We start from the raw sequence: 21874 nt of genomic DNA, 5'->3' as shown, positions 1-21874 counted from the left end.
CTGCTTCCAGGGTGGCCCCGGCGCCCTTTTCGTTCAAGGAGGCCGAGGAGGGCCGCATGATCCCCGCAGAGATGGAGCCACAGATGCTCGCCACAGCTGTGCAGGCACCGATGATGGCGGCATTGTTCTGGATGATGCACGGCCTGCGCCGTGGCCTCTCCGACCGCCAGGCCGAGGGCGCTGACCCGCCACCGCCCCAGCCCCGCCCGCCCGGCGACGACGCGCTGTCCCGCACGCGGGACGAGCTGGCCGCTTTCAAGCTGGAGGTCGCGCGCACCTACGTGCCGCTGTCGCTGATCCGCGACGTGGACCAGCGGCTGACGCAGCAGCTGCTGCGGATCGAGGAAAAACTGGATGCCGCGACGCGGGCCGCCACGGCGGCGGCGGCGGCGGTGGCGGCGCAACAACAGCATCCCCAGCGCGGCTGGCGGAACGAGGACCGGGCATGAACGCGATCTCCCCCACCCAGACCACCCCCGCCGCCCGCGCCCTGGCGCCGGCGGACATCTTCGCGCTCACGCTGTGGGCGGAGGCCGGCACCCGCTCGGTCCGTTCCATCGAGGCGCTGGCGGCCGTGGTCATGAACCGCGTGAAGCGCGCCGAGGCCGGGGAAGCCGCGCGCTGGGGGCAGGGCGTCGCCGGCGTGTGCCGCGCGCCGTTCCAGTATTCCTGCTGGAATCCGCGCCACCCGCGCCACCTGATGGTGCTGGCCGCGCCGGCGGGCGACCCGGCGCTGGCCATGTGCCGCCGCATCGCCACCCGTGCCATGGCCGGCCTGCTGGCAGACCCGACCTTTGGCGCGACCCACCATCACGCCGATGACGACCTGCCCAACTGGGCCATCGCCCGCACGCCCTGTGCCGAACTCGGCGGATTTCTGTTCTACGCGGCCGAAGCGGTGACCCAGCGTGGGAACAAATAGGGAACTTGTCGCGCTGGCCGAGCTGCCGCTAACCTGACGTCATGGAACCCGTGATCTATACCATGGTGCAGGCCGCCGATTGGGCCGCGGCGCAGGCGGCAGGGTGCTACCGCGGCAGCGCCGATGACCAGCGCGACGGCTTTCTGCATTTCTCCACCGCGGCGCAGCTTCGCGCCAGCGCGCGCAAGCACCGCGCCGGCCAGCATGGGCTGTGGCTGCTGGCGGCTGATGCGGCGCTGCTCGGCGCGGCCTTGCGGTGGGAGCCTGCTGCCGGCGGCAGCCGCCCCGGCCTTTTCCCCCACCTCTATGACGTTCTGCCCTTGTCCGCCTTGCGGTCCGCTGTGCCTCTGCCGCTGGGCCAGGACGGGCAGCACGTGTTTCCGGACGAGATTCCGTAGCGCGGCCCGGCTAGCCCTCGCGCCCCTGCGCCCGCTGGCTCATCGCGCAGGCCAGCACCACGATGGCCGCGCCCCCCAGGGTTTCCGCCGCCGGCCAGACCCCCCAGATCGCGACATCCAGCATCACGGCCCACAGCAGCGCGGAAAACTCCAGCGGAGCCAGCCGCGCCGCCGTGGCGAAGCGGAAGGCCAGCGCCAGGCAGATGGTGGAGGTGCCGGCCAGCAACCCGTTGGCCGCCAGCGCCATCCAGTCGGCGCTGGGCGGCGGCACCCAGCCGCTAGCCGCGAAAGGCAGCAGCACCAACCCGCCGGGCAGGGCGGACCACAGGATCAGCCGCGCCACGCCCGCCTCGGCCCGCAGCCGGCGGTTGATGGTCAGCACCACGGCGTAGGACACGGTGCCGAGCAAGGCGAAGGCATAGGCGCCGGCGCTGCCGCCGGCCCGCAGCCCGGGCGCCATGGCGACCAGCACCCCCGCGAAGCCCAGCAGGCTCCATCCCCACACCGCCCGCGGCACCGGCTCGCCCAGCAGCAGCGCGGCGAGCCCGAGCGTCATGAAGGGGGCGGTGAAATACACCAGATAGCCCTCGGCCAACGGGATCTCGCGCAGCGCCAGAAAGAAGCCCAGCGCCGATCCCAGCATGGCGGCGGCGCGCAGCAGGTGCAGCATGGGGTGCGCGGTGCCCAGCGCGCCGCCCAGCCCCGGCCGCAGCAGCCGTGCCGCCAGCAGCAGCGCCAGCATCGTCACGTGGCGGATCAGCACCACCTGCGCCACCGGATAAGCGCCGGACAGCAGCTTGCTGTTGGCGTCCAGCAGCGCGAACAGGCCGAGCGCGGCCAGCATCAGCAACGGGCCCTGCACGCGGCGTTCCCTGTGTTTCCCCGCCCGGCATGAGCCATGGCCGGGCGCGGGATGCAAGGTCGTGGGCTTCCCTTGGCGCGCGCGGCGGTGCACAAGCGGCCTCGTCATGACCCCTGCCATCGCTTCCGCCCTGATGCCGCTGATGCGCGGCATGGACCCCGAACGCGCCCATGGGCTGGCGCTCAAAGCGCTCGGCCTCGGCCTCGCCGGCCGCGACTCCGGCGCGGACGACCCCGTGCTGGCCACCCGCGTGCTGGGGCTCGACTTCCGCAATCCCCTCGGCCTCGCCGCCGGCTTCGACAAGAACGCCCAGGCCGTCGCCGCGCTGATGCGTGTGGGCTTCGGCTTCGTGGAGCCGGGCACCGTCACGCCGCGGCCGCAGGACGGCAATCCCAAACCGCGGCTGTTCCGGCTGGAGCAGGACAACGCGGTGATCAACCGCATGGGCATGAACAACCTCGGCCTGCAGGTTTTCGCGGCCCGGCTGGCGGCCTTGCCGCGGCCCTTGCCGTCCGTGCTCGGCGCCAACATCGGCATCAACAAGGATGGCGCCGAGCCGGAGCGCGACTACCCCGAGCTGTACCTCGGCGTCGCGCCCTATGCCGATTACGTCACGGTCAACGTGTCCTCGCCCAATACCCCTGGCTTGCGCGACCTGCAGGGCGAGGCGCGGCTGGCCGCCATCCTGGCCGCCATCGCCGCCGCCCGCGCCCATGCGCAGCGCCGCCCGCCCGTGTTGGTGAAGATCGCCCCCGACTTGGCGGAAGAAGCGCTGCCGGGCCTGGTCGAGACCTGCGTGGAGCACGGCGTGGCGGGGCTGATCGTGTCCAACACCACCATCGCCCGCCCGCCCAGCCTGGCCAGCGCGCACCGTGCCGAAACCGGCGGCCTGTCCGGCGCGCCGCTGTTCGCGCCTGCCACCATCCTGCTGCGCCGCGTGCGGCGGCTGGCGGGAAAGCGGCTGGTGCTGATCGGCTGCGGCGGCATCGCCACGCCGGAGCAGGCTTACGAGAAGATCCGCGCCGGCGCCGCGCTGGTGCAGGTCTACGCCGCCTTCGCCTATGCCGGCCCGCGCCTGGTGCCGGACCTCAAGCAGGGCCTCGCCGCCTTGCTCAAGCGCGACGGGTTTTCCCAGGTCGCCGACGCCGTGGGAGTGGACGCCTGATGCGCATGCTGGAAACCGCGGCCGAGCTGGCCGAGCGCTACGATGGCTTCGTGCTCGACATCTGGGGCGTGCTGCATGACGGGCAGAAGCCCTACCCCGGCGTTCCCGAAGCCCTGCGCGAGCTGCGGGCGAGGGGCAAGCGCATCGTGCTGCTGTCCAATGCGCCGCGCCGCTCCTGGTTTGTTGCCGACCAGCTGACCGCGATGGGGCTGGACGCCACGCTGTATGACGGCATCGTCACCAGTGGCGAGGTGGCCTGGACCATGCTGCGCGACCGCAGCCACCCGTGGTTCGCGGCGCTCCGGGGCGATGCCTTCCATATCGGGCCGGAGCGCGACCTGTCGGTGGTGGAGAAGCTGCCGCTGGTGCGGGTGGCCACCCCCGCCGAGGCCGGCTGGCTGCTCAACACCGGCCCGGACCTGGAACGCGGCGCCGCCAGCGCCGATCCCTACCAGCCGCTGCTGGAGGATTGCGCCCGCCACAATCTGCCGATGCTTTGCGTCAACCCGGACCGCGCCGTGATGGTGGGTGGCGTGCGGCTGATCTGCGCCGGCGCGCTGTCCGACCGTTACCAGGAGCTGGGCGGCGACGTCATGGAGATCGGCAAGCCTGACCCGATGGTTTACCAGACCGTGCTGAGCACGCTGGGCGTGGCCCCCGGCCGCGTGGTGGCGATCGGCGACACGCCGCACACCGACCTGCTGGGCGCAGAGAACGCCGGCATCGATGCCGTCTGGGCCATGACCGGGCTGGCCGCCGACAGCATGGGCGCCGACCCCACGGATGCGCTGCTGGAAGCCGAGGCGGCGCGCCAGCATGTCCGCCCCGTGGCGGCGCTGCGCAGCCTGCGCTGGACCGCATGACCCCGCCGGACGCCGGCTTCGAGGCACCGGCGCCGCGGCTGCGGGCACCGGTGCTGCCGGCGGTCTGGCTGCTGATCCTGCTGACCGGCGTCGGCCCCTTCACCATGCAGGTGATGCTGCCGGCGCTGCCCTTCGTGGCGCGCGACTTCGAGGTTCCCTATGCCGCCGCGCAGCTCACCTTCACCATCTACCTGATCGGCATCGCGCTCGGGCAGCTGATCTACGGCCCGCTGTCGGACCGCTTCGGGCGGCGGCCGCTGTTGCTGGCGGGGCTCGCCGTGTACCTGCTGGGCTCGGTCGCCGCCGCGACAGCACCCTCCATCGGGCTGCTGACGCTGGCCCGCGCCGCCCAGGCGGCGGGGGCCTGCGCCGGCATGGTGATGACGCGGGCCATGATCCGCGATGTGTTTCCGCGCGACCAGGCGGCCAGCAAGATCGGCTTCGTGATGATGGGCATGACAGTGGTGCCCATGGCGGCGCCTCTGGTGGGGGCCGAGTTGCAGGCCCTGTTCGGCTGGCGCGCCACCATGGTCGCCTGTGCCGCGCTGGGCGCCGTGCTGCCGGTCCTGACCCTGTCGCGCCTGCCGGAAACGCTGCGCGAGGCGCAGCCGCTGCCCGGGCTGTTCGGCATGCTGCGCGCCTATGCCACGCTGTTCCGCAGCCCGCTGTTCTGCTGCTACGCGGTGGTCACCGGCTGCTCCTCCGGCGTGTTCTTCGCCTTCATGGCTGGCGCGCCGCGCGTGCTGGTGGAAGGGCTGGGCCATACGCCGCGCACCTATGCCATCGCCTTCATGGTCACCTCCGTCGCCTTTGCCGCCGGCTCGTTCCTGGCGGGACGGTATTCCGGCCGGTTGGGCGTCGCGCGCATGCTGCGCTACGGGCTGGTGCTGACCACCGGCGGCGCCCTGCTGTCGGTGCTCGGGCTGGTGGCGGTGGAGCTGTCCATCGTGTCGTTCTTTCTGCCCATGTTGCTGGTGGGCGTGGGCAACGGCATCTCGCAGCCCAACTCGCTGGCCGCCGCGCTGTCGGTGCAGCCGCAACTGGCCGGCACCGCCTCGGGCGTGGTCGGCGCCGCGCAGATGGCGATCGGCGCGCTGATGACGCTGCTGGCGGGGCTGGCCGAGATCGGCACCGGATTCGGCACCGCGCTGGTGATGGCCGGATGCGCCATCGGTGCCCAGCTGGCGCTGGCGGTGGTCAAGCACCTGCGCGACCCCCGGGCGTGAAGCGGCGGGAAATGGCCGAAAAACAACGGTGCGCTACATCCCTGCGTTGACCGCACGGATGGGTTTTGCAACCTTCGCGGCGTGAATGCCCTCGACCCCGCCATTGCCCGTCAATTGGCCGCCGACCTCCCGCATGACGTGTTCATCGACGTCGTCCGCACCTTTGAAACCGACCTCGGCGCGCTGGTGCTGCGCATGATGGATGCGTCGCGGGTGCCGGACCTGGAGGCCTACCGCCGCAGCGCCCATGCGCTGGCGGGCGCCGCCGGCGCGATCGGCGCGTTCCGGCTGGAAGCCATGGCGCGCCGTGCCATGGCGCCCGATTCGCAGCCGGCCCCCGACGCGGTGCGGATGCTGGACCAGGAAGCCAAGGCCGCGCTGGCCGAGCTGGGCCTGCTGGCCCGGACGCCGCCGCCCGCCTGAGGGGGCAGCGGCCCTTTCCGCAGCCCCAGGCCCGGCGACGGGCTAGGACCCGCGGTGCACCCGCAGCGGGCCGAAGCTCTGGCACACCGGCATCACCTGCAGCGTGTTGACGTTGACCCGCGCGGGGCGCGACGCCACCCAGTGCACCGCGTCCGCGATGTCCTCCGGCGTCAGGGCGTCGGCGCCGTCATACACCGCCGCCGCCTTGGCATCGTCGCCCAGCCGGACGTTGGAGAACTCGGTGCCGCCCACCAGCCCGGGCTCGATGTCCGTCACCCGCACGCGGGTGCCGAACAGGTCGGCGCGCAGGTTCAGGCTGAACTGGCGCACAAAGGCCTTGGTGGCGCCGTAGACGTTGCCGCCCGGGTAGGGCCATTCGCCGGCCGTGGAGCCGATGTTGACGATGTGCCCCCGGTCGCGCGCCACCATGCCGGGCAACACGGCGCGGGTCATCGCCACCAGCCCCTTGGTGTTGGTGTCGATCATCGCTTCCCAGTCCGCCAGATCCGCTTCCTGCGCGGGCGCGATGCCGCGGGCCAGGCCGGCGTTGTTGACCAGCAGGTCGATCTCCGCCCAGTCCGCCGGCAGGGCGGCGACGGCGGCGGCGATGGCGGCGGTGTCGCGCAGGTCCAGCGCCACGGGGTGCACGCGGTCGGCACCCAGCTCGGCGGCCAGCGCGTCGAGCCGTTCCCGGCGGCGGCCGACGGCGATGATGCGCGCACCCTCCCGGGCGTAAAGCCGGGCGATGGCGGCGCCGAAGCCGGCGGTGGCGCCGGTGACGAGGACGATCATGGGCAGGGTTCCTTGCGCGGGTGCGGGCTCCGGTATGCACCGCATCGGCCCGCCCGTCAGCCCACCCGCAGCAGCCCCGGGCCGTGCCGCTTCAGCCAGTCATGCGCGGCCAGCCGGTGGGGGCTGAGCCGCGCCAGCTCCGCCCAGAAGCGCGGCGAATGGTTCATCTCGCGCAGATGCGCCACCTCGTGCGCCACCACGTAGTCCAGCACCCAGCCGGGCGCCATCACCAGCCGCCAGGAGAAAGCGAGCGTGCCGTCCGGCGCGCAGCTGCCCCAGCGGGTGCGCGTGTCCTTGAGCCGCAGCGCGCGGGGCGACACGCCCAGGAGCCGGGCATGCCGCGCGGCGCGGCCGCCGATGCGCCGCGCCGCCTCGGCCCGCAGCAGGGCCAGCACGCGCGGCCGCAGCAGCGGCGCCGGCCCGGTGACCACGATCTCGCCATCGCCCAGATGGCTGTCCCCCGGCTGGTCCGGCGCGTGGCGGATGGCGTGCGGCACGTCGCCCAGGCGCAGTACCGCGCCGTCCCGGAGCGGCACCGCCGGGGCCAGCCCGTCCAGCGCCGCGAAGGCCCAGGCGGCATGGGCGCGCAGCAGCAGCAACCCGGCCCGGCTGCCGCTGCCCGGCGGCAAGGTGATGGCCACCCGGCCACGCATGGCGTCGATGCGCAGCGACACGCGGCGCGCGCGCGGCGCGCGGCGCCAGGACACGGGGCAGAAGCGCCGGCCCACCATCAGCTCGTCGGGCAGCGGCTCGTCTGGCGGCGGATCGCGGGGCGGCGGGGCTTTGGCGCTCATCCCGGCCGGGCGGCGCGCCGCATGGCGGCTTCCAGCTCGGCGGGGCCGTAGGGCTTGGTGACGAACTGCGCCCCCGGCACCGCCTGCCGCGCCTCGTCCCGCGGGCCGAAGCCGCTGGCGAAGACCACTTGCAGGGCGGGGTGGTCCAGCACCGCCTGGCGCGCCAGCTCCAGGCCCGAGATGCCGGGCAGGCCGATGTCGGTGAACAGCACGTCGAAGCTGCCGCGCCCCAGCTCGCGCAGCGCCGCGCGGCCGTCGCGCGCCGCGATCACGCGGCAGCCGAGCGCGGCGAGCATGTCCTCGCAATCCATCTGGATCAGCGGGTCGTCCTCCACCAGCAGCACCCGCAGGCCGAGCCGCGCGGGCGGCGGGTGCTGCTGTTGCTGCGGCGGCGGTGCGTCTGGCGCCACCGGCAAGGGGGCGGGGGCAGGGACGGGGGCGGCACGCGTGGCGGCGGCTTCGGCCTGCCGGCGGTTGTTCAGCGTGTGCCGCACCTTGCGGGCCAGATCCTCGCGCCGGTAGGGCTTGGACAGCAGGTTGACGCCCGGGTCCAGCCGGCCGCCATGCACGATGGCGTTTTCCGTGTAGCCGGAGGTGAACAGCACGGCGATGCCGGGCAGCATGGCCTGCACCTGCCGCGCCAGGTCCGGCGCCCGCACCGGGCCGGGCATCACCACGTCGGTGAACAGCAGGTCGATCGGAATGCCGGCGCGCGCCAGCGTCAGCGCGCTTTGCCCGTCCGACGCGCGCAGCACGGTGTAGCCAAGGTCCTTCAGCAGGTCGATCACGGTGTTCTGCACCACCGGGTCGTCCTCCACCACCAGGATGGTTTCGCTGCCGTTCTCCACCGGCGCGGCGGACAGGTCGGTCAGCACGTCCTCGTCGGCCGTGGTGCGCGGCAGGTACAGGCGCACGGTGGTGCCCTGGCCCGGCTCGGAATAGATCTTCACGTGGCCATGGCTCTGCTTCACGAAGCCATAAACCATGGACAGGCCGAGCCCCGTGCCGCTGCCTTCCCGCTTGGTGGTGAAGAACGGCTCGAAGGCCTTCTCGACCACCTCGGGCGTCATGCCGCTGCCGGTGTCGGACACGGCCAGCATCACGTACTGCCCGGGCGCCACATCGGTGTGCCGCAGGGTGTAAAGGTCGTCCAGCATGGCGTTGCCGGCCTCGATGGTCAGCCGGCCGCTGCCGCCCATGGCATCGCGCGCATTGACCGCAAGGTTGAGGATGGCGTTCTGCACCTGGTCCGGATCGGTCAGCGTGTTCCACAACCCGCCGGCCACCACGGTTTCCACCTCGATCGCCTCGCCCAGCGCGCGGCGCAGCAGGTCGTCCATCTCGCGCAGCATGCGGCCGAGGTTGATGGCGCGCGGCTCCAGCGGCTGGCGGCGGGCAAAGGCCAGCAGCTGCGCCGCCAGCTTGGCGCCGCGGTCCACCGCGCCGAGCGAGGCGGCGATGCGCTTGGCGTCCTCCGGCTCGCGCTGCCGGCGCTGCAACAGCTGCAGGTTGCCCGACAGGATCTGCAACAGGTTGTTGAAGTCGTGCGCCACGCCGCCGGTCAGCTGGCCGATCGCCTCCATCTTCTGGCTTTGGCGCAGCGCGGCCTCGGTGCGGCGGCGCTCGGCCTCGCTGTCTTCCAGCGCCCGCGTGCGCTCGGCGACGATGTCTTCCAGCTGGTTGCGGTAGCGGTCCAGCTCCTGCGACGCCAGCACCGCATCCGTCACGTCGTTGCCCAGCACGAAGACGCCCGACACGCTGCCATCCGCTTCCAGGATCGGCTGGTTCAGGAAGTCCACGTAGCGCAGCCGCCGGCTGCCGTCGGGGTTGCCCAGCAGCACCGGCACGTTGCGGCCGTGATGCGGCCGGCCGGACGCGTAGACCTCGTCCAGCAGTTCGTAGAAGCCCTGGCCTTCCAGCTCCGGCAGCGCCTGCCGCACCGGCTGGCCCACCAGGTCCGGCTTGCCGGTGATCGTGGCATAGGCCGTGTTGACGATCTCGTAGACATGCTCCGGGCCGCGCAGAAAGGCGGCAAAGGCATCGGCCTGCTCCAGCAGCTGGCGCAGCAGCGCGCGCTCGGCACCCAGCTGCCTGTTTTCCGCCTGCACCTGCTGGGCGCGGCGGAACATGCTGCCTTCCACGCGCGCCGGCGTCGCGGCCAGCTCCTGCTTCAGGGTTTGCAGCTCGGTGACGTCGTCGGTCTGCTGCAGGATGGCCTGTAACCGGCCCTGCGCGTCCAGCAGCGGCGTGTGGCTGGCGGACCAGTAGCGGTCCTCGAACACCGGGCCCGCGGGCGTCTGCTTCGGAATGGCGTAGCGGATCAGCGCCAGCACGTCCCGCTGCCCGGTGCTGCGCACCCGGTCCAGCGAGGCCTGCAGCGCCCGCGTGCCCTCGCCGCCTGGGTCGTGCGGGCCGCCCGGAAAGGCCTCGAACACGCCAAGCCCGACGATCTCGCCGCGTGTCCGGCCAGTGGCGTGCAGATAGGCCTCGTTCACCCAGCGAATGGTGAGGTCGGGCGCCAGCAGCATGTAGGGATGCGGTGCCGCCGCGAGGACGCTTTCGAAGTCGGCTTCCGGCACGACAATGGACACTGGCGGCAAACCTCGCGGGCACAGGCTTCAGACCGGCGGAATATGGCTAGTGGTGTCCCGCTTGTCATCCGCCGCCCCGCCGGGCGTCTCAACCCGGACGCGATTTCAGCTCGATTTCCACGAAGCTGAAGGCTGTGGCGCCGCTATTCACCACGTTGTGCTCGGCGCCGGGCGGCCGTTCATAGCTCTGGCCCGCCGTCAGGGTGGCGCTGAGGGTTTCGCCGCCCGGCAGCTCCACCAGCATCTCGCCGTCCTGCAGCGGCACCACGGCATAGGCGAAGCCGTGGCGGTGCCAGCCCGTCTCGGCCCCGGGCGGGAAGTCCCAGCGCATCACGCGCATGTCCTCGGTGTCGATCTGCAGCGTGCCGGTGGCGGGCGGGCGGCAGCGGAGCGGTTCCTTCATGGCGGCATCCTGGGTGGTGGAGCCGGCATCATGCGGCGTTTCGCCCCGCTTGGGCAGCCGCTCAGCGCGCCGGTTGCTCCGGCCATTCGCCCGGCCAGTCCGCCACGTGCTCCTCCAGGTCGCGCGCCGCGCGCTCGCTGACGGCGCGCCCGCGCACGGAAGCGCCGGAGCTGTGCACCGTGGCCGGGTCGCCCGAGATCAGCGGGTGCCACCATTCCAGGTCGCGCCCTTCCTGCACCAGCCGGTAGCCGCAGGACGGCGGCAGCCAGTCGATCTTGGCCAGCTTCTTCGGCGTCAGCTTGACGCAATCGGGCACGTGGTCGCGCCGGTTGGGGTAGTCGCGGCACAGGCAGCTGTCGGTGTCCAGCAGCCGGCAGGCCACGCTGGTCCAGACCAGCTCCTCCGTGTCCTCGTCACGCAGCTTGTGCAGGCAGCAGCGGCCGCAGCCGTCGCACAGGCTTTCCCATTCGGCGCGGCTCATCTGCGCCAGGGTCTTGGTCTTCCAGAAAGGCAGCGCATCGGCCATGCGCGCTTCCTAGCCGCTGCGGCCTTGACCGGCGAGGGAACAGAGTGCGAACTAACGCCCCATGTCCGAGCTGCTGCCCCCCGAACGCACGCTGCGCGTCTGCCGCGCGGCCTCCCGCCTCTGCGCCCTGCTGGGCTGGACCGCCGTGCCCGAGGTCTCCCTGCCCAACGGCCGGCGCATGGACCTGCTGGCCCTGGACAACGATGGCGGCTTCACCGCCATCGAGGTGAAGTCCTGCGCCCGCGACTTCCTGACCGACCTGAAGTGGCGCGAATACCGCGAGTTCTGCGACAAGCTCTACTTCGCCGTGGACCTCGACTTCCCGCAGGAGCTGATCCCCGAGGATGTCGGCCTGATCGTCGCCGACGAGGGCGAGGCCGCCATCCTGCGCCACCCGGCCGAGCACAAGCTGGCCCCCGCCCGCCGCCGCGCGCTGCTGCTGCGCTACGCGCGCCTCGCGGCGGCGCGGCTGCAGTTCCTGGCGGACCCGGCGGGCGCTGCCGAGATGCGGGCCGCCTTGCGGGTGGAGTAGAGCAAGGCCGGGGAAGGAATTCCCCGGACCCCTTCGTTTCTTTCTGTCTGTTTGCCGCCCGTGAAGCGGGTGCGCCGAGCAGGCGGATGCGTGGGAACGGAAAGAAAAAAGATGGGGGTCCGGGGCAATTCCTTCCCCCGGCCTTTCTGTTTCTGCACTGAATTCCGATTGACGCCCCCGCGCGCCCCTGGCTAAGCCTCCGCCCCATGTTCGCGACGATCATCATCAAGCGCATTACCAAGACGACCGCTCCGGCGGGGCGTCCTCTGGTGTCTGCGCGGTGACCGCCGCGGAATAGCACCAGAAGGCCCCGCCGGAGACGGACGGGGCCCGCCGGACACGGCGCCCGTCTCTCCCGGTCCATGAACGGACGAGAGACCATGAGCACCACCCTCGACGCCCCCGCCGAATTCCGCCGCGTGACCGCCGCCAGCCCCGTCGTCGCCATTGTCGGCGCCACCGGCGCCGTGGGCGTGGAACTGCTGGGCTGCCTGGAAGCACGCGGCTTCCCGCTGTCCCGCCTGAAGCTGCTGGCCTCGCCGCGCTCGGCCGGCAAGACCATGCATTTCCGGGGTAAGGACATCGGCGTCGAGGCGCTGGACGACAACAGCTTCGAGGGCGTGGACATCGCGCTGTTTTCGGCCGGCTCCGGCATCTCCAAGCGCTATGCGGCGGCGGCTGTGAAGGCTGGCGCGGTGGTGGTGGACAATTCCTCCGCCTTCCGCATGGACCCCGAGGTGCCGCTGGTGGTGCCGGAGGTGAACGCCGCCGCCCTGGCGCAGCATCGCGGCATCGTCGCCAACCCCAACTGCGTCGCCGCCATCGCGACCGTGGCCCTGGCGCCGCTGCACCGTGCGCACCCGATCCGCCGCCTGCAGGCCGCCACCTACCAGGCCGCCTCCGGCGCCGGCGCCGCCGCGATGGAGGAACTGCGCCTTTCCACCGCCGCCTCTCTGCAGGGCGAGAGCTTCGAGCCCAAGGTCCTGCCGCACCCCTACGCCTTCAACCTGTTCAGCCACAACGCGGAGATGGACGAGGCCAGCGGCTACAACGGCGAGGAAACCAAGGTGATCGCCGAAACCCGCCGCATCCTGGGCGCGGCGGAGCTGCCCATCGGCATTACCTGCATCCGCGTGCCGGTGCTGCGCGCCCACGCCATGGCGCTGACCGTGGAGTTCGACGAGGTGGTGAGCGTCGAGGAAGCCCGCCGCCTGCTGGAAGCCGCGCCCGGCCTGCGGCTGGTCGACGACCGCGCCCGCAACCACTTCCCCATGCCGTCGGAAGCCAGCGGCCAGGACGACGTGCTGGTCGGCCGCCTGCGCACCGACCTGGGCGACCCGTCCGGCCGCTCGCTGGCGATGTTCGTGGCCGGCGACCAGCTGTTGAAGGGCGCGGCGCTGAACGCCGTGCAGATCGCCGAGCGGCTGCTCAGCGGTCGCTGAACAGCACCCCGCCCTTGGCCTTGGAGTCGAGGGCGGATTCCACGATCTGCACCGTCACGGACTCGGCTGGCACGCCGAAGTTCTTGACCATCGCTTCCGTCAGGTCGCGCGCTAGGCCGCGCTTCTGCTCCACGGTGCGGCCGGCGGCGGCGAAGACCATGATTTCGGGCATTGTCCGAGTCCTTGTCGTGTTCAGAACCGGCAGCGTTCCATGGGCGGGGAGCGAGGAGAAGGTCGGGGAAAGGAATTCCCCCGAGCCCCCATCTTTTTTCTGTCTGCTGCCGCTTGTTGAAAGGGCGCACCGGGTGCCTGAAAGCGCATCCGGAGACTGGCAAAAAGAAAAGAAGGGGTCCGGGGAATTCCTTCCCTGGCCTTTCCTTACAGCAGCGTCCCACGCAGCACGGCCAGCGCCACGCTGAAATAGATCACCAGCCCCGTCACATCGACCAGCGTGGCCACGAAAGGCGCCGAGGCACTGGCCGGGTCGAAGCCCACGCGCTTCAGCAGGAACGGCAGCATCGAGCCCGCCATGGAGCCGAACAGCACGATGCCGATCAGCCCCAGCCCCACCGTCAGCGCCACCAGCACCCAGTGCTCGCCGTAGTCGTAGATGCCGAGCTGCTGCCACAGCGCGATCCGCCCCATGCCCAGCACGCCCAGGATTGCGCCCAGCGCCAGCCCGGTCGGCAGCTCGCGCAGCGCCACGCGCCACCAGTCGCCCAGCTTCACCTGCCCCAGCGCCAGGGCGCGGATCAGCAGCGAGGTGGCCTGGGAGCCGGAATTGCCGCCGCTGCTCATGATGAGCGGGATGAACAGCGTCAGCACGATGGCCTTTTCCAGCTCCGCCTCGAAGTGCTGCATGGCGCTGGCCGTCAGCATCTCCGACAGGAACAGCACGCACAGCCAGCCGGCGCGCTTGCGCAGCATCTCCCCGAAGCCGATGCGCAGGTAGGGCTTGTCCACCGCCTCCATGCCGCCGAAGCGGTGTGTGTCCTCGGTGCCCTGGTCCACGATGGCGTCGATCACGTCATCCACCGTGACGATGCCCAGCACGTGGCCGCGCGCATCCACCACCGGCACCGCCAGCAGGTCGTGCCGCGCGAACAGCCGCGCGACATCCGTGCGGTCGGTTTCGGCCGAGACGGTCACGGGCGGGCGGGGCAGGGCGAGGTCCAGCACGCGGTCGCCCGGCTCGCCCATGATCAGCCGGCGCAGCGAGATGGTGCGCACCAGCGCCTGGCTGCGCGGGTCCAGCAGGTACAGCGCGTAGATCGTTTCCCGCGTGCGTTCCACGGCGCGGATATGCGCCAGCGCCTCGGCCACCGTGACGGTGCTGGGCAGGCTGACGAATTCCGTGGTCATCAGGCTGCCGGCGCTGTGCTCGGGCCAGGCCAGCAGGCGCTTCAGCGCGCCGGCGGGCTCCGGCTCCAGGGGCCGCAGCAGCGTGGCCTGGGTGTCGCGCCCCAGCAGGCGCAGCACGTCGGCCGCGCGGTCGGCGGACATGCCGGCCAGCAGCGCCGTGGCGGCCGGCGCGGGCAGCGACAGCAGCAGGCCGCCGGCGCGGTTCAGCTCCGGGCTGTCGAACAGCTCCACCGCGCGCTCGGCCGGCAGGGTGGCCAGCAGGGCCGAGGCCTCGGCGTCGGGCAGGTCGTTGATGTGCTCGACCAGGTCGGCGATGTGGCCGGTCGCGCAGGGGTGGGGCGCCGCGCCGAAGGCGGCGGTGGGGGGCAGCAGGTCGTACATGGCTCACCTCGGGGCGTCCGCGCCGGGCGGGGCCACGCGGCGAGCCGGCCGCTCAGGGCCGGATCAGCGCAGGGCCGCGGAAGGCGCGGACCGTCGACTATGACTGTCGGTTGGACTGGCGCTGGGCATGGTGATCGGGGTTCCTGGGAGCGGCGCCGGACCGCAGGGACCGGGTGCCGCGCGGCTGCCATGAACCCGCGCCCAAACGGCGTCAAGCCCGGAGTCAGGGGTTCCATCCGCCCGCCCGGGACCCCAATTGCCGCCCCTTAATGCATGACAGGAGCGCCGATGACCCTTCGCCGATGGATGCCCCTGCTGCTGCTGGCGGCGGCGGCCTGCACCTCGCCCGGGGCCCGCGTGGCGGAACAGGGAAAGCAGCGGCTGGTGGGCATGGACGTGAACGACTTGCAATCTTGCGCCGGCATCCCGACCCGCCGCAGCACGCTGGGCGATGGCACGGAACTGCTGTCCTACGAGCAGAAGAACGCCAACACCGGCGGCCTGAACATCGAGATCCCGGTGCTGGGCGGCTTCACCACCGGCAACAGCGGCAGCTATTGCCACGCGCTGTTCCGCGTGGCGCAGGGGCGCGTGATCGGGCTGAACTACACCGGCGACAACGACGACGTGGGCGGCCAGGACGGCGTGTGCGCGCCCATCGTGCGCGGCTGCCTGCGCCAGCCGGTGCCGGCCGTCGTGCCGCCGCCGCCGGCGGTGGTGCGGATGGAGCCAGTGGGCCGCTAAAGGCCGCGCAGCCGGGCGGCCAGCGTGGCGGCGTAGTCGTCCGTCATGCCGGCCACGAAGTCGATGGCGCAGCGCAGCGTCTCGCTGGCGGAAAAGCTCCGGCGGGGGCGGTAGTCCTGCATCAGCACCAGCGCCTGCTGCGCGCGCAGCGGCAGCTTTTCCTCGTCGCCATCCACTTGCACGAAGGCGAGGCTGGCTTCCAGGAACACGCCCAGCGTCTTTTCCAGCACGTCCCGCGCGCCGATCTCGAACTGCACCTTGCGCGGATGCATGTAGAGCGTGTCGCTGTTGGCCCGCGCCAGCGCCGCGAAGGGCTCGCGCACCTCGGCCGGCAACAGGTCCGGCAGGCCCTTGCCCGGTGGCTGCGCGCCGCCCAGCAGGGCCGGGGTCCATTCGCGAAAGGCATCGATGGAAGCGCGGATCATGGTGCCGGCGGCGGCCGAGCGCAGCAGCGCGATCTTCTGCTGCTCGCCGTCCTCGTCGGCGATGCGCGCATCCGTCACCTGGGCCAGCGGCTTGACCAGCGCGGCGTAGCGATCAAAGGACACGATGCCGAGCTCCACGGCATCCTCCATGTCGGCCAGCCCGTAGGTGATGTCGTCGGCGGCCTCCATCAGCCACACGGCGGGGTGGCGGGGCAGGGGGCCGGACAGGCCGCATTCGCGCGCCACGGCGGCGAAGCCCTCGGCTTCCGTGGCGAAGTGGTTGAACTTCACGCCCGGCACGCCGCGCCGCGCGGCCCGTGCATCCGCCGCCGACCAGGGATACTTGATAAAGGCGCCCAGGCTGGCGAAGGTCAGCCGCAGCCCGCCGCGCTCGCGGTAGCCATCCGCCCGCGTCAGGATGCGGAAGCCCTGGGCGTTGCCATCGAAGAAGCGCAGGTCGTCGTCGAGCGCCAGGTCCCGGCCCGGGCCGTGGTCCAGCCATTCGGCCATGAAATGCCCGATCACCTCCTCGCCGGCATGGCCGAAGGGCGGGTTGCCGATGTCATGCGCCAGGCACACCGCCTGCACGAGGTAGCCGAGGTCGTCCGGCGTGCGCCCGGCGGCGGCGAGGTCCTGTCGCAGCGCGGCACCGACGCCGAAGCCGATCGAGCGGCCGATGGAGGCCACCTCCAGCGTGTGCACCAGCCGGTTCCGCACATGGGCGTTGCCGATCATGGTGTGCACCTGGGTCTTCTGCTGCAGCCGCCGGAAGGGGCGCGAAAAGACGATGCGGTCCTGGTCGATCTGGAAGGGGTTGCGGCCGGGGTCGTCGCGCGCCGGGCGGTCGGGGAAGCGCCCGGTGTTGAACAGCGCGCCCCAGTCCATGGCCACCGGCGTCAGCCGCGCATCCGGGCGACGGTGGCGGTGGTGGAATTGCCCGGCAGCAACTCGGCCAGCTTCACCACGCCGCCCCATTCCTGCACCAGCTCACCGCCCACCACCTGGGCCACGGTGTAGTCCGCCCCCTTGACCAGCACATCGGGCCGCAAAAGCCGGATCAGCTCCACGGGCGTGTCCTCGTCGAACACGGTCACGAGGTCCACGGTGGACAGCGAGGCCAGCACGGCGGCGCGCGCGGCCTCGGGCTGGATGGGGCGGGACGGGCCCTTCAGGCGCTTGACCGAGCTGTCGGCATTGACGCCCACCACCAGCCGGTCGCACCAGCTCCTCGCCTGCTCCAGCAGGTGCACGTGGCCGGGGTGCAGCAGGTCGAAGCAGCCGTTGGTGAAGCCGACGCGCCAGCCGCGCTGCCGCCAGCGCTCCACCTGCTCGGCCGCGGAAGCGCGGCGCATCACCTTGCGCAAGGTGCCGCGCTCGGGCGTCAGCGCTTCCAGCAGGTCGTTCTCGCGCGCCACGGCGGTGCCGACCTTGCCGACCACCAGCCCGCCCGCGATGTTGGCCAGCCGCGCCGCCACCGGCAGCGCCAGCCCGGAGGCGAGGCCCGCCGCCAGCACCGCCACCACCGTGTCGCCGGCGCCGGACACGTCGTGCACCTCCGGCGCCTCGGCCGGGAAGTGGTGCAGCGCGTCGCCGTCCAGCAGCGTCATGCCGTCCTCGCTGCGCGTCACCAGCACGGCACCGAAGCCGTGCGCCTCGCGCAGCGCGCGGGCAGCGAGCACGATCTCCTGTTCCGTGTCCACCGGCATGCCGGTGGCCTGGGCCAGCTCGCCCCGGTTGGGGGTGACGATGTCGGCACCGGCATAGCGGTTGTAGTCGTGGCCCTTGGGGTCCACCACCACGCGGCGGCCGGCGGCGCGCGCGGCGGCGATCAGCCGGGCCGGCACCTCGCCCGCCAGCACGCCCTTGTTGTAGTCCGACAGCACCATCACGGAGCAGGCCGCGACCGTGTCGGCCGCGATGCGCACCAGCCGGTCGGCCAGCCGCTCATGGATGGCGCGGGAAATCTCATGGTCGGCGCGCATGATCTGCTGGCCGGAGGCGATGTAGCGCGTCTTGCTGGTGGTCGCCCGGCCGCCCTGCACCAGCAGCCAGGGCTCGACGCCCGGCTGGCCGCCGATCAGCCCGGTCAGGTCGCTGCCCGCCTGGTCGTCGCCCACCACGGACAGAAAGGCCACGGCCGCGCCCAGGGCGGTCAGGTTGCGCACCACGTTGCCGGCGCCGCCGGGCATCGCCACCTCGCGGTCCACGGCCAGGATCGGCACCGGCGCTTCGGGGCTGATGCGGCGGACCACACCGTAGACGTAGCGGTCCAGCATGGCGTCGCCCACCACCAGCACGGAGGCGCGGCGCAGCTGCCGCACCGCCTCGGCCAGGTCGGGGCCGGTGGTTTCGGTCACGGGGAAGGATGGCAGCTCGGGCGGGAACGCCGGATCGCCAGGGGGCCTGTCGCCTTGCATCGCCAACGGCCTAGCGCAGCCCTGGCCTCAGGCGCAAGACAGGCTCGTTGCGGGGGTGCCGGGCAGGGCCTGCAGGAAGCGCAGACCGTCGCCTTCCAGCACCAGCGCGGTCAGCGCGCCGCCGCCCACCGCGCCGGTGTCGATGCCGATGCGGTGGCCGCAGACCTCGGGTTCCGCCGCCGGGGTGTGGCCGTGCACGTAGACCGCGTCCAGCGCTGTGGGCCAGGACAGAAAGGGCTCGCGCATCCACAGAAGATCCTGTTCCCGTTGCGCGGCCCAGCCGCGGCACGGGTCCACCCCGGCATGCACGAAGCGGTAGCCGCCGGCCTGCCAGAACAAGGGCAGGGCGCGCAGCTGCGCCAGCACCGCATCCGGCACCGCGCCGCCGAAGTCGCGCAGCGTGGTGCGGCCGCCATTGCGCAGCCAGTGCTCCCGCGCCGCCGGCGTGGCGCCCGGGGCCAGCGCGTCCAGCATCATCGCCTCGTGATTGCCGCGCAGCGCCACCGATTCGGCGCCCGCGACCGGCGGCGGAGCCGCGATGCGCGCCAGGACGCCGGGGCTGTCCGGCCCCCGGTCCACGTAGTCGCCCAGATGCACCACCGCCGCGCGGGCCGCAGGCCAGGCCGCCCAGTCCGCCGCGATGGCGGCATGCAGCGCCGCCAGCCGCATCGCGCAGCCATGCACGTCGCCGATCGCATAAACCCGCAGACCGGGGGGCAGGGCGGCGGGGGCGAGAAGCAGCTTGGGCGCGGGCATCGGCTGGAGAAAACACCGTGCCGCGCGCCGGCGCCAGAGCCGGCCGGCGTGTTGCGTGACCGCGCCTGGCGCCTCAGCCGAGCCAGACGGCGTCCGGCGTGCCCTGTGCCAGCCCGGCCAGCAGGCGCAGAAACGGATCATCCGCCGGCAGGCCGGTGGTCCAGGCCTTGTCCACGTCGCCGGCCGGACCCGGCCCGGTGTAGTCGTGGCCGATCACCACCAGCGGGGGCGCCGCGGCATCCGGCGCGAAACTCGGCCAGGCGGGCGGCTGCAGCGCCAGGCTGAGCTGGCCGGCGGCGGCCGCCCAGCCGCTGTCGTCAGGGGACGGCGGGGCAGGCATGGGGGGGACAGACATCTTGTCATGCTCCTTCGGCCCCGGGGCGGGGCGGCGGGCATCCTGCCGCAGGTGGCTTGAACGAAGCATGAACACCGGGGTCGTTCCCAGGAATCGCCGCCCGCCTTATAAGCGGTGGCCGTGACCCAGATCCCCGCCCCCCGGCCGACCCGCTTCTTTCTGATCCGCCACGCCATTGTCGAGCCCTCGGCCCGCACCGTCATGTACGGCGACATGGACGTGGCGATCTGCGCCCTAGCGCTGGTGCAGGATGCCAGCGCCTATCAGTGGCTCGCCGCGCGGCTGCCGCCCGGCGCCCGCTGGTTCACCACCCCGCTGTCGCGCACGCAGGCGACGGCCGCCGCGATCTTCGCCGCCGGCTACCCCGCGGCGGCGCTGGAGATCGAGCCCCGCATGGTGGAGCAGCATCTGGGTGAGTGGCAGGGCATCACGCACGAGGCATTCACCGCCCGCCTGACCACGCCCGCCCACCCCTTCTGGCCGCACGGGGCGGAGGAAAAGCCGCCCGGCGGCGAAAGCCTGGCCGACGTGATCGGCCGCGTCGGCCCGGCGCTGGACGGCATGGCGGCGGACATGCCGGGACAGGACGTGGTGATCATCGCGCATGGCGGCTCGATCCGCGCCGCGGTGGCCCATGCCCTGCGGCTGGACGCCCACCAGGCCTTTCAACTGTCCGTCAAGAACCTGTCGTTGACGCGGCTGGAGCGCGTGGGCGGGGACTGGCGCGTGGTTTCCGTGAATGAAGAGCCACCGCTCACCCCGGCGTAACTTGCGCTTGCCACGCTGGCGCCATACGGCCATGTCAGGCCAAAGGTTTGCCAGGGGTTATTCATGCGGCGCTCGATCTTCCTGAAGTGGTTCGGCATTCCGGTGACATTGGCGGTGGCGGCGCTGTTGCCCGCCTGCGCCAGCGGGTCGCAGGGCGAGGAACAGTCGCTGGTCGACCGCGCCACGCTGACGGTCCAGGAAATGCTGAGCGGCTCCGAGGGGCCGCAAACCGACGCGGTGGGGCTGCTGCGCCGGTCGCGCGCCGTGATGGTGTGCCCGCGCATCTTCCGCGCCGGTTTTATCGTCGGCGGCCAGGGCGGCTCCTGCGTGCTGATGGCGCGCGACGGCGCGGGCTCCTGGTCCTCGCCCGCCTTCTACAGCCTGGGCGCCGGCAGCATCGGCTTCCAGGTGGGCGTGCAGGACGCGCAGGTCATGATGATGATCCTGACCGACAAGGGGCTGAGTGCGCTGCTGGACAGCCAGTTCAAGATCGGCGCCGATGCCTCCATCGCGGTGGCGACGCTGGGTGGCGGCATCGCGGGTGCCACCACGGCGGCGGTGGGCGCGGACATCGTGACCGTGGCCCGCGCGCGGGGCCTGTATGCCGGGCTGGCGCTGGACGGCTCGTTGATGAGCAGCCGCAGCGAATCCAACCGGGCCTATTACGGGCGCGATTCCTCGTCGCGGCAGATCGTCATCGACATGGCGGCGCACAACCCGGGGGCGGACCCGCTGCGGGCGGCGCTGATGCGCTTCGGCACCGCCGCCGCGGCTGCCCAGGTTCAGCAACCCCAGCCGCAGTTCCAGCAGCAGGCACCGGCCTACCAGCCGCCCGCCTACCAGGGCGGCGTGACGGCCACGCCGCTGCGCTGAGCCGCGCGGCGGCCCCGAACACGAAACGGGCCCGGCAGCGATGCCGGGCCCGTTTTGCTTGGAGGCTGGTCCCAACCAGCGGAAAGGCCGGACCCCCGTGGGAGCCCGGCCCTTCCCGCACGGCCGCTGTCGCGGCCGGGCGCGTAGCTTACTTCGCGGCCTTGCGGGCGCGACGCACCAGGCCGAGGCCGACCAGGCCCGTGCCGAACAGCGCGATGCTCATCGGCTCGGGAACGGCGGTCGGGCCGTAGGTCTGGGTGATGACGCTGGTCTGCGCGCGGTCACCGGCCTGGAACGAGGACACATTGATGTCCTTGGTCACGTACAGCGTGTCGTAGGAACCGTTCAGGGAGATCGACGCGGTGCGGCTGCAGCCATCGATCGAGCAGCTGACATAGTTCTGGCCGACCAGGTTCTGGCGGGCGGCGTCAGCGTAGATGGTCTCGGTCACCGAGGAGATGGCGAGGCCCAGGAACGTGCCGTCGAACGACAGGCCGACCGAGGTCAGGCCGGCGGTGCCGGTGACGACGTAGCTGATCGCGGCGTCGCTGAAGCTGCTGGCGCCCACGGCGGTGAAGCCGCTGCTGATCTGGATGCCGTTGGCGCCCGAAAGGCCGCTCACGTCAACCGCGTTGCCAGCGCCGGTGGTCGGCAGGGCGCTGCCCTGGCTGGTCACGGCGATGGTGAAGTTGCTGAAGGTGTAGTTGCCCGACTGGATGGTCGGGTTGGTCGAGATCGGAGCGGCCTGGGCGGCAGCGCCGAACATGGCGAGGGCGGCAACGAGAGCGGCGCCGTACTTGATGGAAGCGTTCATGATCGTGATCTCCTGGCTGGGACCTATGCCCGCAGCCTTT

At 72.1% G+C, this 21874-nt stretch carries 25 protein-coding genes; 12 read left to right on the top strand and 13 right to left on the bottom strand.

Annotated elements, in window-relative coordinates:
* Positions 1–56 precede the first annotated feature (56 nt).
* The 3 genes from IAI59_RS16735 to IAI59_RS16725 are packed head-to-tail and all read left to right on the top strand — an operon-like array spanning position 57 to position 1320.
* Positions 57–449 (top strand): hypothetical protein, encoded by a 393-nt coding sequence (locus IAI59_RS16735; RefSeq protein WP_207414972.1) that lies wholly within the window; start codon positions 57–59, stop codon positions 447–449.
* Positions 446–922 carry a cell wall hydrolase gene (locus IAI59_RS16730; RefSeq protein WP_207414973.1) on the top strand — a complete coding sequence of 159 codons (477 nt, stop codon included), beginning with the start codon at positions 446–448 and terminating at the stop codon, positions 920–922. Before IAI59_RS16735 ends, IAI59_RS16730 begins: the two co-directional genes overlap by 4 nt.
* Positions 923–963: 41 nt before the next feature.
* Positions 964–1320, top strand: a complete 357-nt coding sequence (locus IAI59_RS16725; protein WP_207414974.1) for a DUF952 domain-containing protein — start codon at positions 964–966, stop codon at positions 1318–1320.
* Positions 1321–1330: 10 nt separating this feature from the next.
* Here the strand turns inward: IAI59_RS16725 and IAI59_RS16720 are convergent, their stop codons facing one another.
* Positions 1331–2182, bottom strand: coding sequence for a DMT family transporter (locus tag IAI59_RS16720; RefSeq protein ID WP_237181152.1), 852 nt, complete (start codon positions 2180–2182; stop codon positions 1331–1333).
* Positions 2183–2288: 106 nt separating this feature from the next.
* On the opposite strand from IAI59_RS16720, the gene IAI59_RS16715 reads away from it, so the two are divergent.
* From IAI59_RS16715 to IAI59_RS16700, 4 genes are all read left to right on the top strand, one after another.
* A complete protein-coding gene (locus IAI59_RS16715) occupies positions 2289–3347 on the top strand; it encodes a quinone-dependent dihydroorotate dehydrogenase (protein ID WP_207414975.1) in 1059 nt (352 codons plus the stop codon).
* Positions 3347–4210, top strand: coding sequence for a TIGR01459 family HAD-type hydrolase (locus tag IAI59_RS16710; RefSeq protein WP_207414976.1), 864 nt, complete (start codon positions 3347–3349; stop codon positions 4208–4210). The genes IAI59_RS16715 and IAI59_RS16710 overlap by 1 nt, the downstream gene beginning before the upstream one ends.
* Positions 4207–5436: a multidrug effflux MFS transporter gene (locus tag IAI59_RS16705; RefSeq protein ID WP_207414977.1), complete on the top strand. Its 1230-nt coding sequence runs from the start codon at positions 4207–4209 to the stop codon at positions 5434–5436. Before IAI59_RS16710 ends, IAI59_RS16705 begins: the two co-directional genes overlap by 4 nt.
* Before the next feature lie 81 nt (positions 5437–5517).
* Positions 5518–5859, top strand: a complete 342-nt coding sequence (locus IAI59_RS16700; protein ID WP_207414978.1) for an Hpt domain-containing protein — start codon at positions 5518–5520, stop codon at positions 5857–5859.
* Positions 5860–5901: 42 nt separating this feature from the next.
* Here the strand turns inward: IAI59_RS16700 and IAI59_RS16695 are convergent, their stop codons facing one another.
* From IAI59_RS16695 to IAI59_RS16675, 5 genes are all read right to left on the bottom strand, one after another.
* On the bottom strand, positions 5902–6651 hold the full coding sequence (locus IAI59_RS16695) for an SDR family NAD(P)-dependent oxidoreductase (protein ID WP_207414979.1): 750 nt from the start codon (positions 6649–6651) through the stop codon (positions 5902–5904).
* Between the two features lie 56 nt (positions 6652–6707).
* Positions 6708–7445 carry a M48 family metallopeptidase gene (locus tag IAI59_RS16690; protein WP_207414980.1) on the bottom strand — a complete coding sequence of 246 codons (738 nt, stop codon included), beginning with the start codon at positions 7443–7445 and terminating at the stop codon, positions 6708–6710.
* Positions 7442–10036 (bottom strand): response regulator, encoded by a 2595-nt coding sequence (locus tag IAI59_RS16685; RefSeq protein ID WP_207414981.1) that lies wholly within the window; start codon positions 10034–10036, stop codon positions 7442–7444. Before IAI59_RS16685 ends, IAI59_RS16690 begins: the two co-directional genes overlap by 4 nt.
* A gap of 88 nt (positions 10037–10124) precedes the next feature.
* On the bottom strand, positions 10125–10439 hold the full coding sequence (locus tag IAI59_RS16680) for a cupin domain-containing protein (protein ID WP_207414982.1): 315 nt from the start codon (positions 10437–10439) through the stop codon (positions 10125–10127).
* Positions 10440–10500: 61 nt separating this feature from the next.
* Positions 10501–10965 (bottom strand): YcgN family cysteine cluster protein, encoded by a 465-nt coding sequence (locus IAI59_RS16675; RefSeq protein ID WP_207414983.1) that lies wholly within the window; start codon positions 10963–10965, stop codon positions 10501–10503.
* 61 nt (positions 10966–11026) lie between these two features.
* On the opposite strand from IAI59_RS16675, the gene IAI59_RS16670 reads away from it, so the two are divergent.
* Both IAI59_RS16670 and IAI59_RS16665 read left to right on the top strand, forming a co-directional pair.
* Positions 11027–11497: an MmcB family DNA repair protein gene (locus IAI59_RS16670; RefSeq protein ID WP_207414984.1), complete on the top strand. Its 471-nt coding sequence runs from the start codon at positions 11027–11029 to the stop codon at positions 11495–11497.
* Positions 11498–11877: 380 nt separating this feature from the next.
* Complete coding sequence (locus IAI59_RS16665; RefSeq protein WP_207414985.1) at positions 11878–12939, top strand: aspartate-semialdehyde dehydrogenase; 1062 nt, start codon at positions 11878–11880, stop codon at positions 12937–12939.
* Here IAI59_RS16665 and IAI59_RS16660 read toward each other — a convergent pair.
* The gene (locus IAI59_RS16660) at positions 12926–13135 is read right to left on the bottom strand and encodes a tautomerase family protein (RefSeq protein ID WP_272874580.1); all 210 of its coding nucleotides are present in this window, start codon (positions 13133–13135) and stop codon (positions 12926–12928) included. The genes IAI59_RS16665 and IAI59_RS16660 overlap by 14 nt on opposite strands.
* Before the next feature lie 182 nt (positions 13136–13317).
* The gene (gene mgtE / locus IAI59_RS16655) at positions 13318–14682 is read right to left on the bottom strand and encodes a magnesium transporter (protein ID WP_207414987.1); all 1365 of its coding nucleotides are present in this window, start codon (positions 14680–14682) and stop codon (positions 13318–13320) included.
* Between the two features lie 288 nt (positions 14683–14970).
* Between mgtE and IAI59_RS16650 the strand changes: the two genes are divergently transcribed.
* Positions 14971–15426 carry a hypothetical protein gene (locus IAI59_RS16650; RefSeq protein WP_207414988.1) on the top strand — a complete coding sequence of 152 codons (456 nt, stop codon included), beginning with the start codon at positions 14971–14973 and terminating at the stop codon, positions 15424–15426.
* Here IAI59_RS16650 and dgt read toward each other — a convergent pair.
* The 4 genes from dgt to IAI59_RS16630 form a co-directional block, all read right to left on the bottom strand.
* Positions 15423–16736, bottom strand: a complete 1314-nt coding sequence (dgt, locus tag IAI59_RS16645) for a dGTP triphosphohydrolase (protein ID WP_207415490.1) — start codon at positions 16734–16736, stop codon at positions 15423–15425. The genes IAI59_RS16650 and dgt overlap by 4 nt on opposite strands.
* A gap of 11 nt (positions 16737–16747) precedes the next feature.
* Positions 16748–18268: a D-glycero-beta-D-manno-heptose-7-phosphate kinase gene (gene rfaE1 / locus IAI59_RS16640; protein WP_237180348.1), complete on the bottom strand. Its 1521-nt coding sequence runs from the start codon at positions 18266–18268 to the stop codon at positions 16748–16750.
* A 27-nt stretch (positions 18269–18295) separates the two neighbouring features.
* On the bottom strand, positions 18296–19024 hold the full coding sequence (locus IAI59_RS16635; RefSeq protein ID WP_207414990.1) for a metallophosphoesterase: 729 nt from the start codon (positions 19022–19024) through the stop codon (positions 18296–18298).
* A 73-nt stretch (positions 19025–19097) separates the two neighbouring features.
* Positions 19098–19379, bottom strand: coding sequence for a hypothetical protein (locus tag IAI59_RS16630; RefSeq protein ID WP_207414991.1), 282 nt, complete (start codon positions 19377–19379; stop codon positions 19098–19100).
* Between the two features lie 120 nt (positions 19380–19499).
* Between IAI59_RS16630 and IAI59_RS16625 the strand changes: the two genes are divergently transcribed.
* Both IAI59_RS16625 and IAI59_RS16620 read left to right on the top strand, forming a co-directional pair.
* Positions 19500–20147: a histidine phosphatase family protein gene (locus IAI59_RS16625; RefSeq protein ID WP_237181151.1), complete on the top strand. Its 648-nt coding sequence runs from the start codon at positions 19500–19502 to the stop codon at positions 20145–20147.
* A 63-nt stretch (positions 20148–20210) separates the two neighbouring features.
* A complete protein-coding gene (locus tag IAI59_RS16620) occupies positions 20211–21020 on the top strand; it encodes a lipid-binding SYLF domain-containing protein (RefSeq protein WP_207414992.1) in 810 nt (269 codons plus the stop codon).
* 148 nt (positions 21021–21168) lie between these two features.
* Here the strand turns inward: IAI59_RS16620 and IAI59_RS16615 are convergent, their stop codons facing one another.
* A complete protein-coding gene (locus IAI59_RS16615) occupies positions 21169–21834 on the bottom strand; it encodes a PEP-CTERM sorting domain-containing protein (RefSeq protein WP_237180349.1) in 666 nt (221 codons plus the stop codon).
* Between the last annotated feature and the right edge of the window lie 40 nt (positions 21835–21874).

Source organism: Roseomonas haemaphysalidis, assembly GCF_017355405.1.
In the GTDB taxonomy this organism is placed as follows: Bacteria; Pseudomonadota; Alphaproteobacteria; order Acetobacterales; family Acetobacteraceae; genus Pseudoroseomonas; species Pseudoroseomonas haemaphysalidis.
This window is presented reverse-complemented; position numbering and strand designations above follow the sequence as displayed.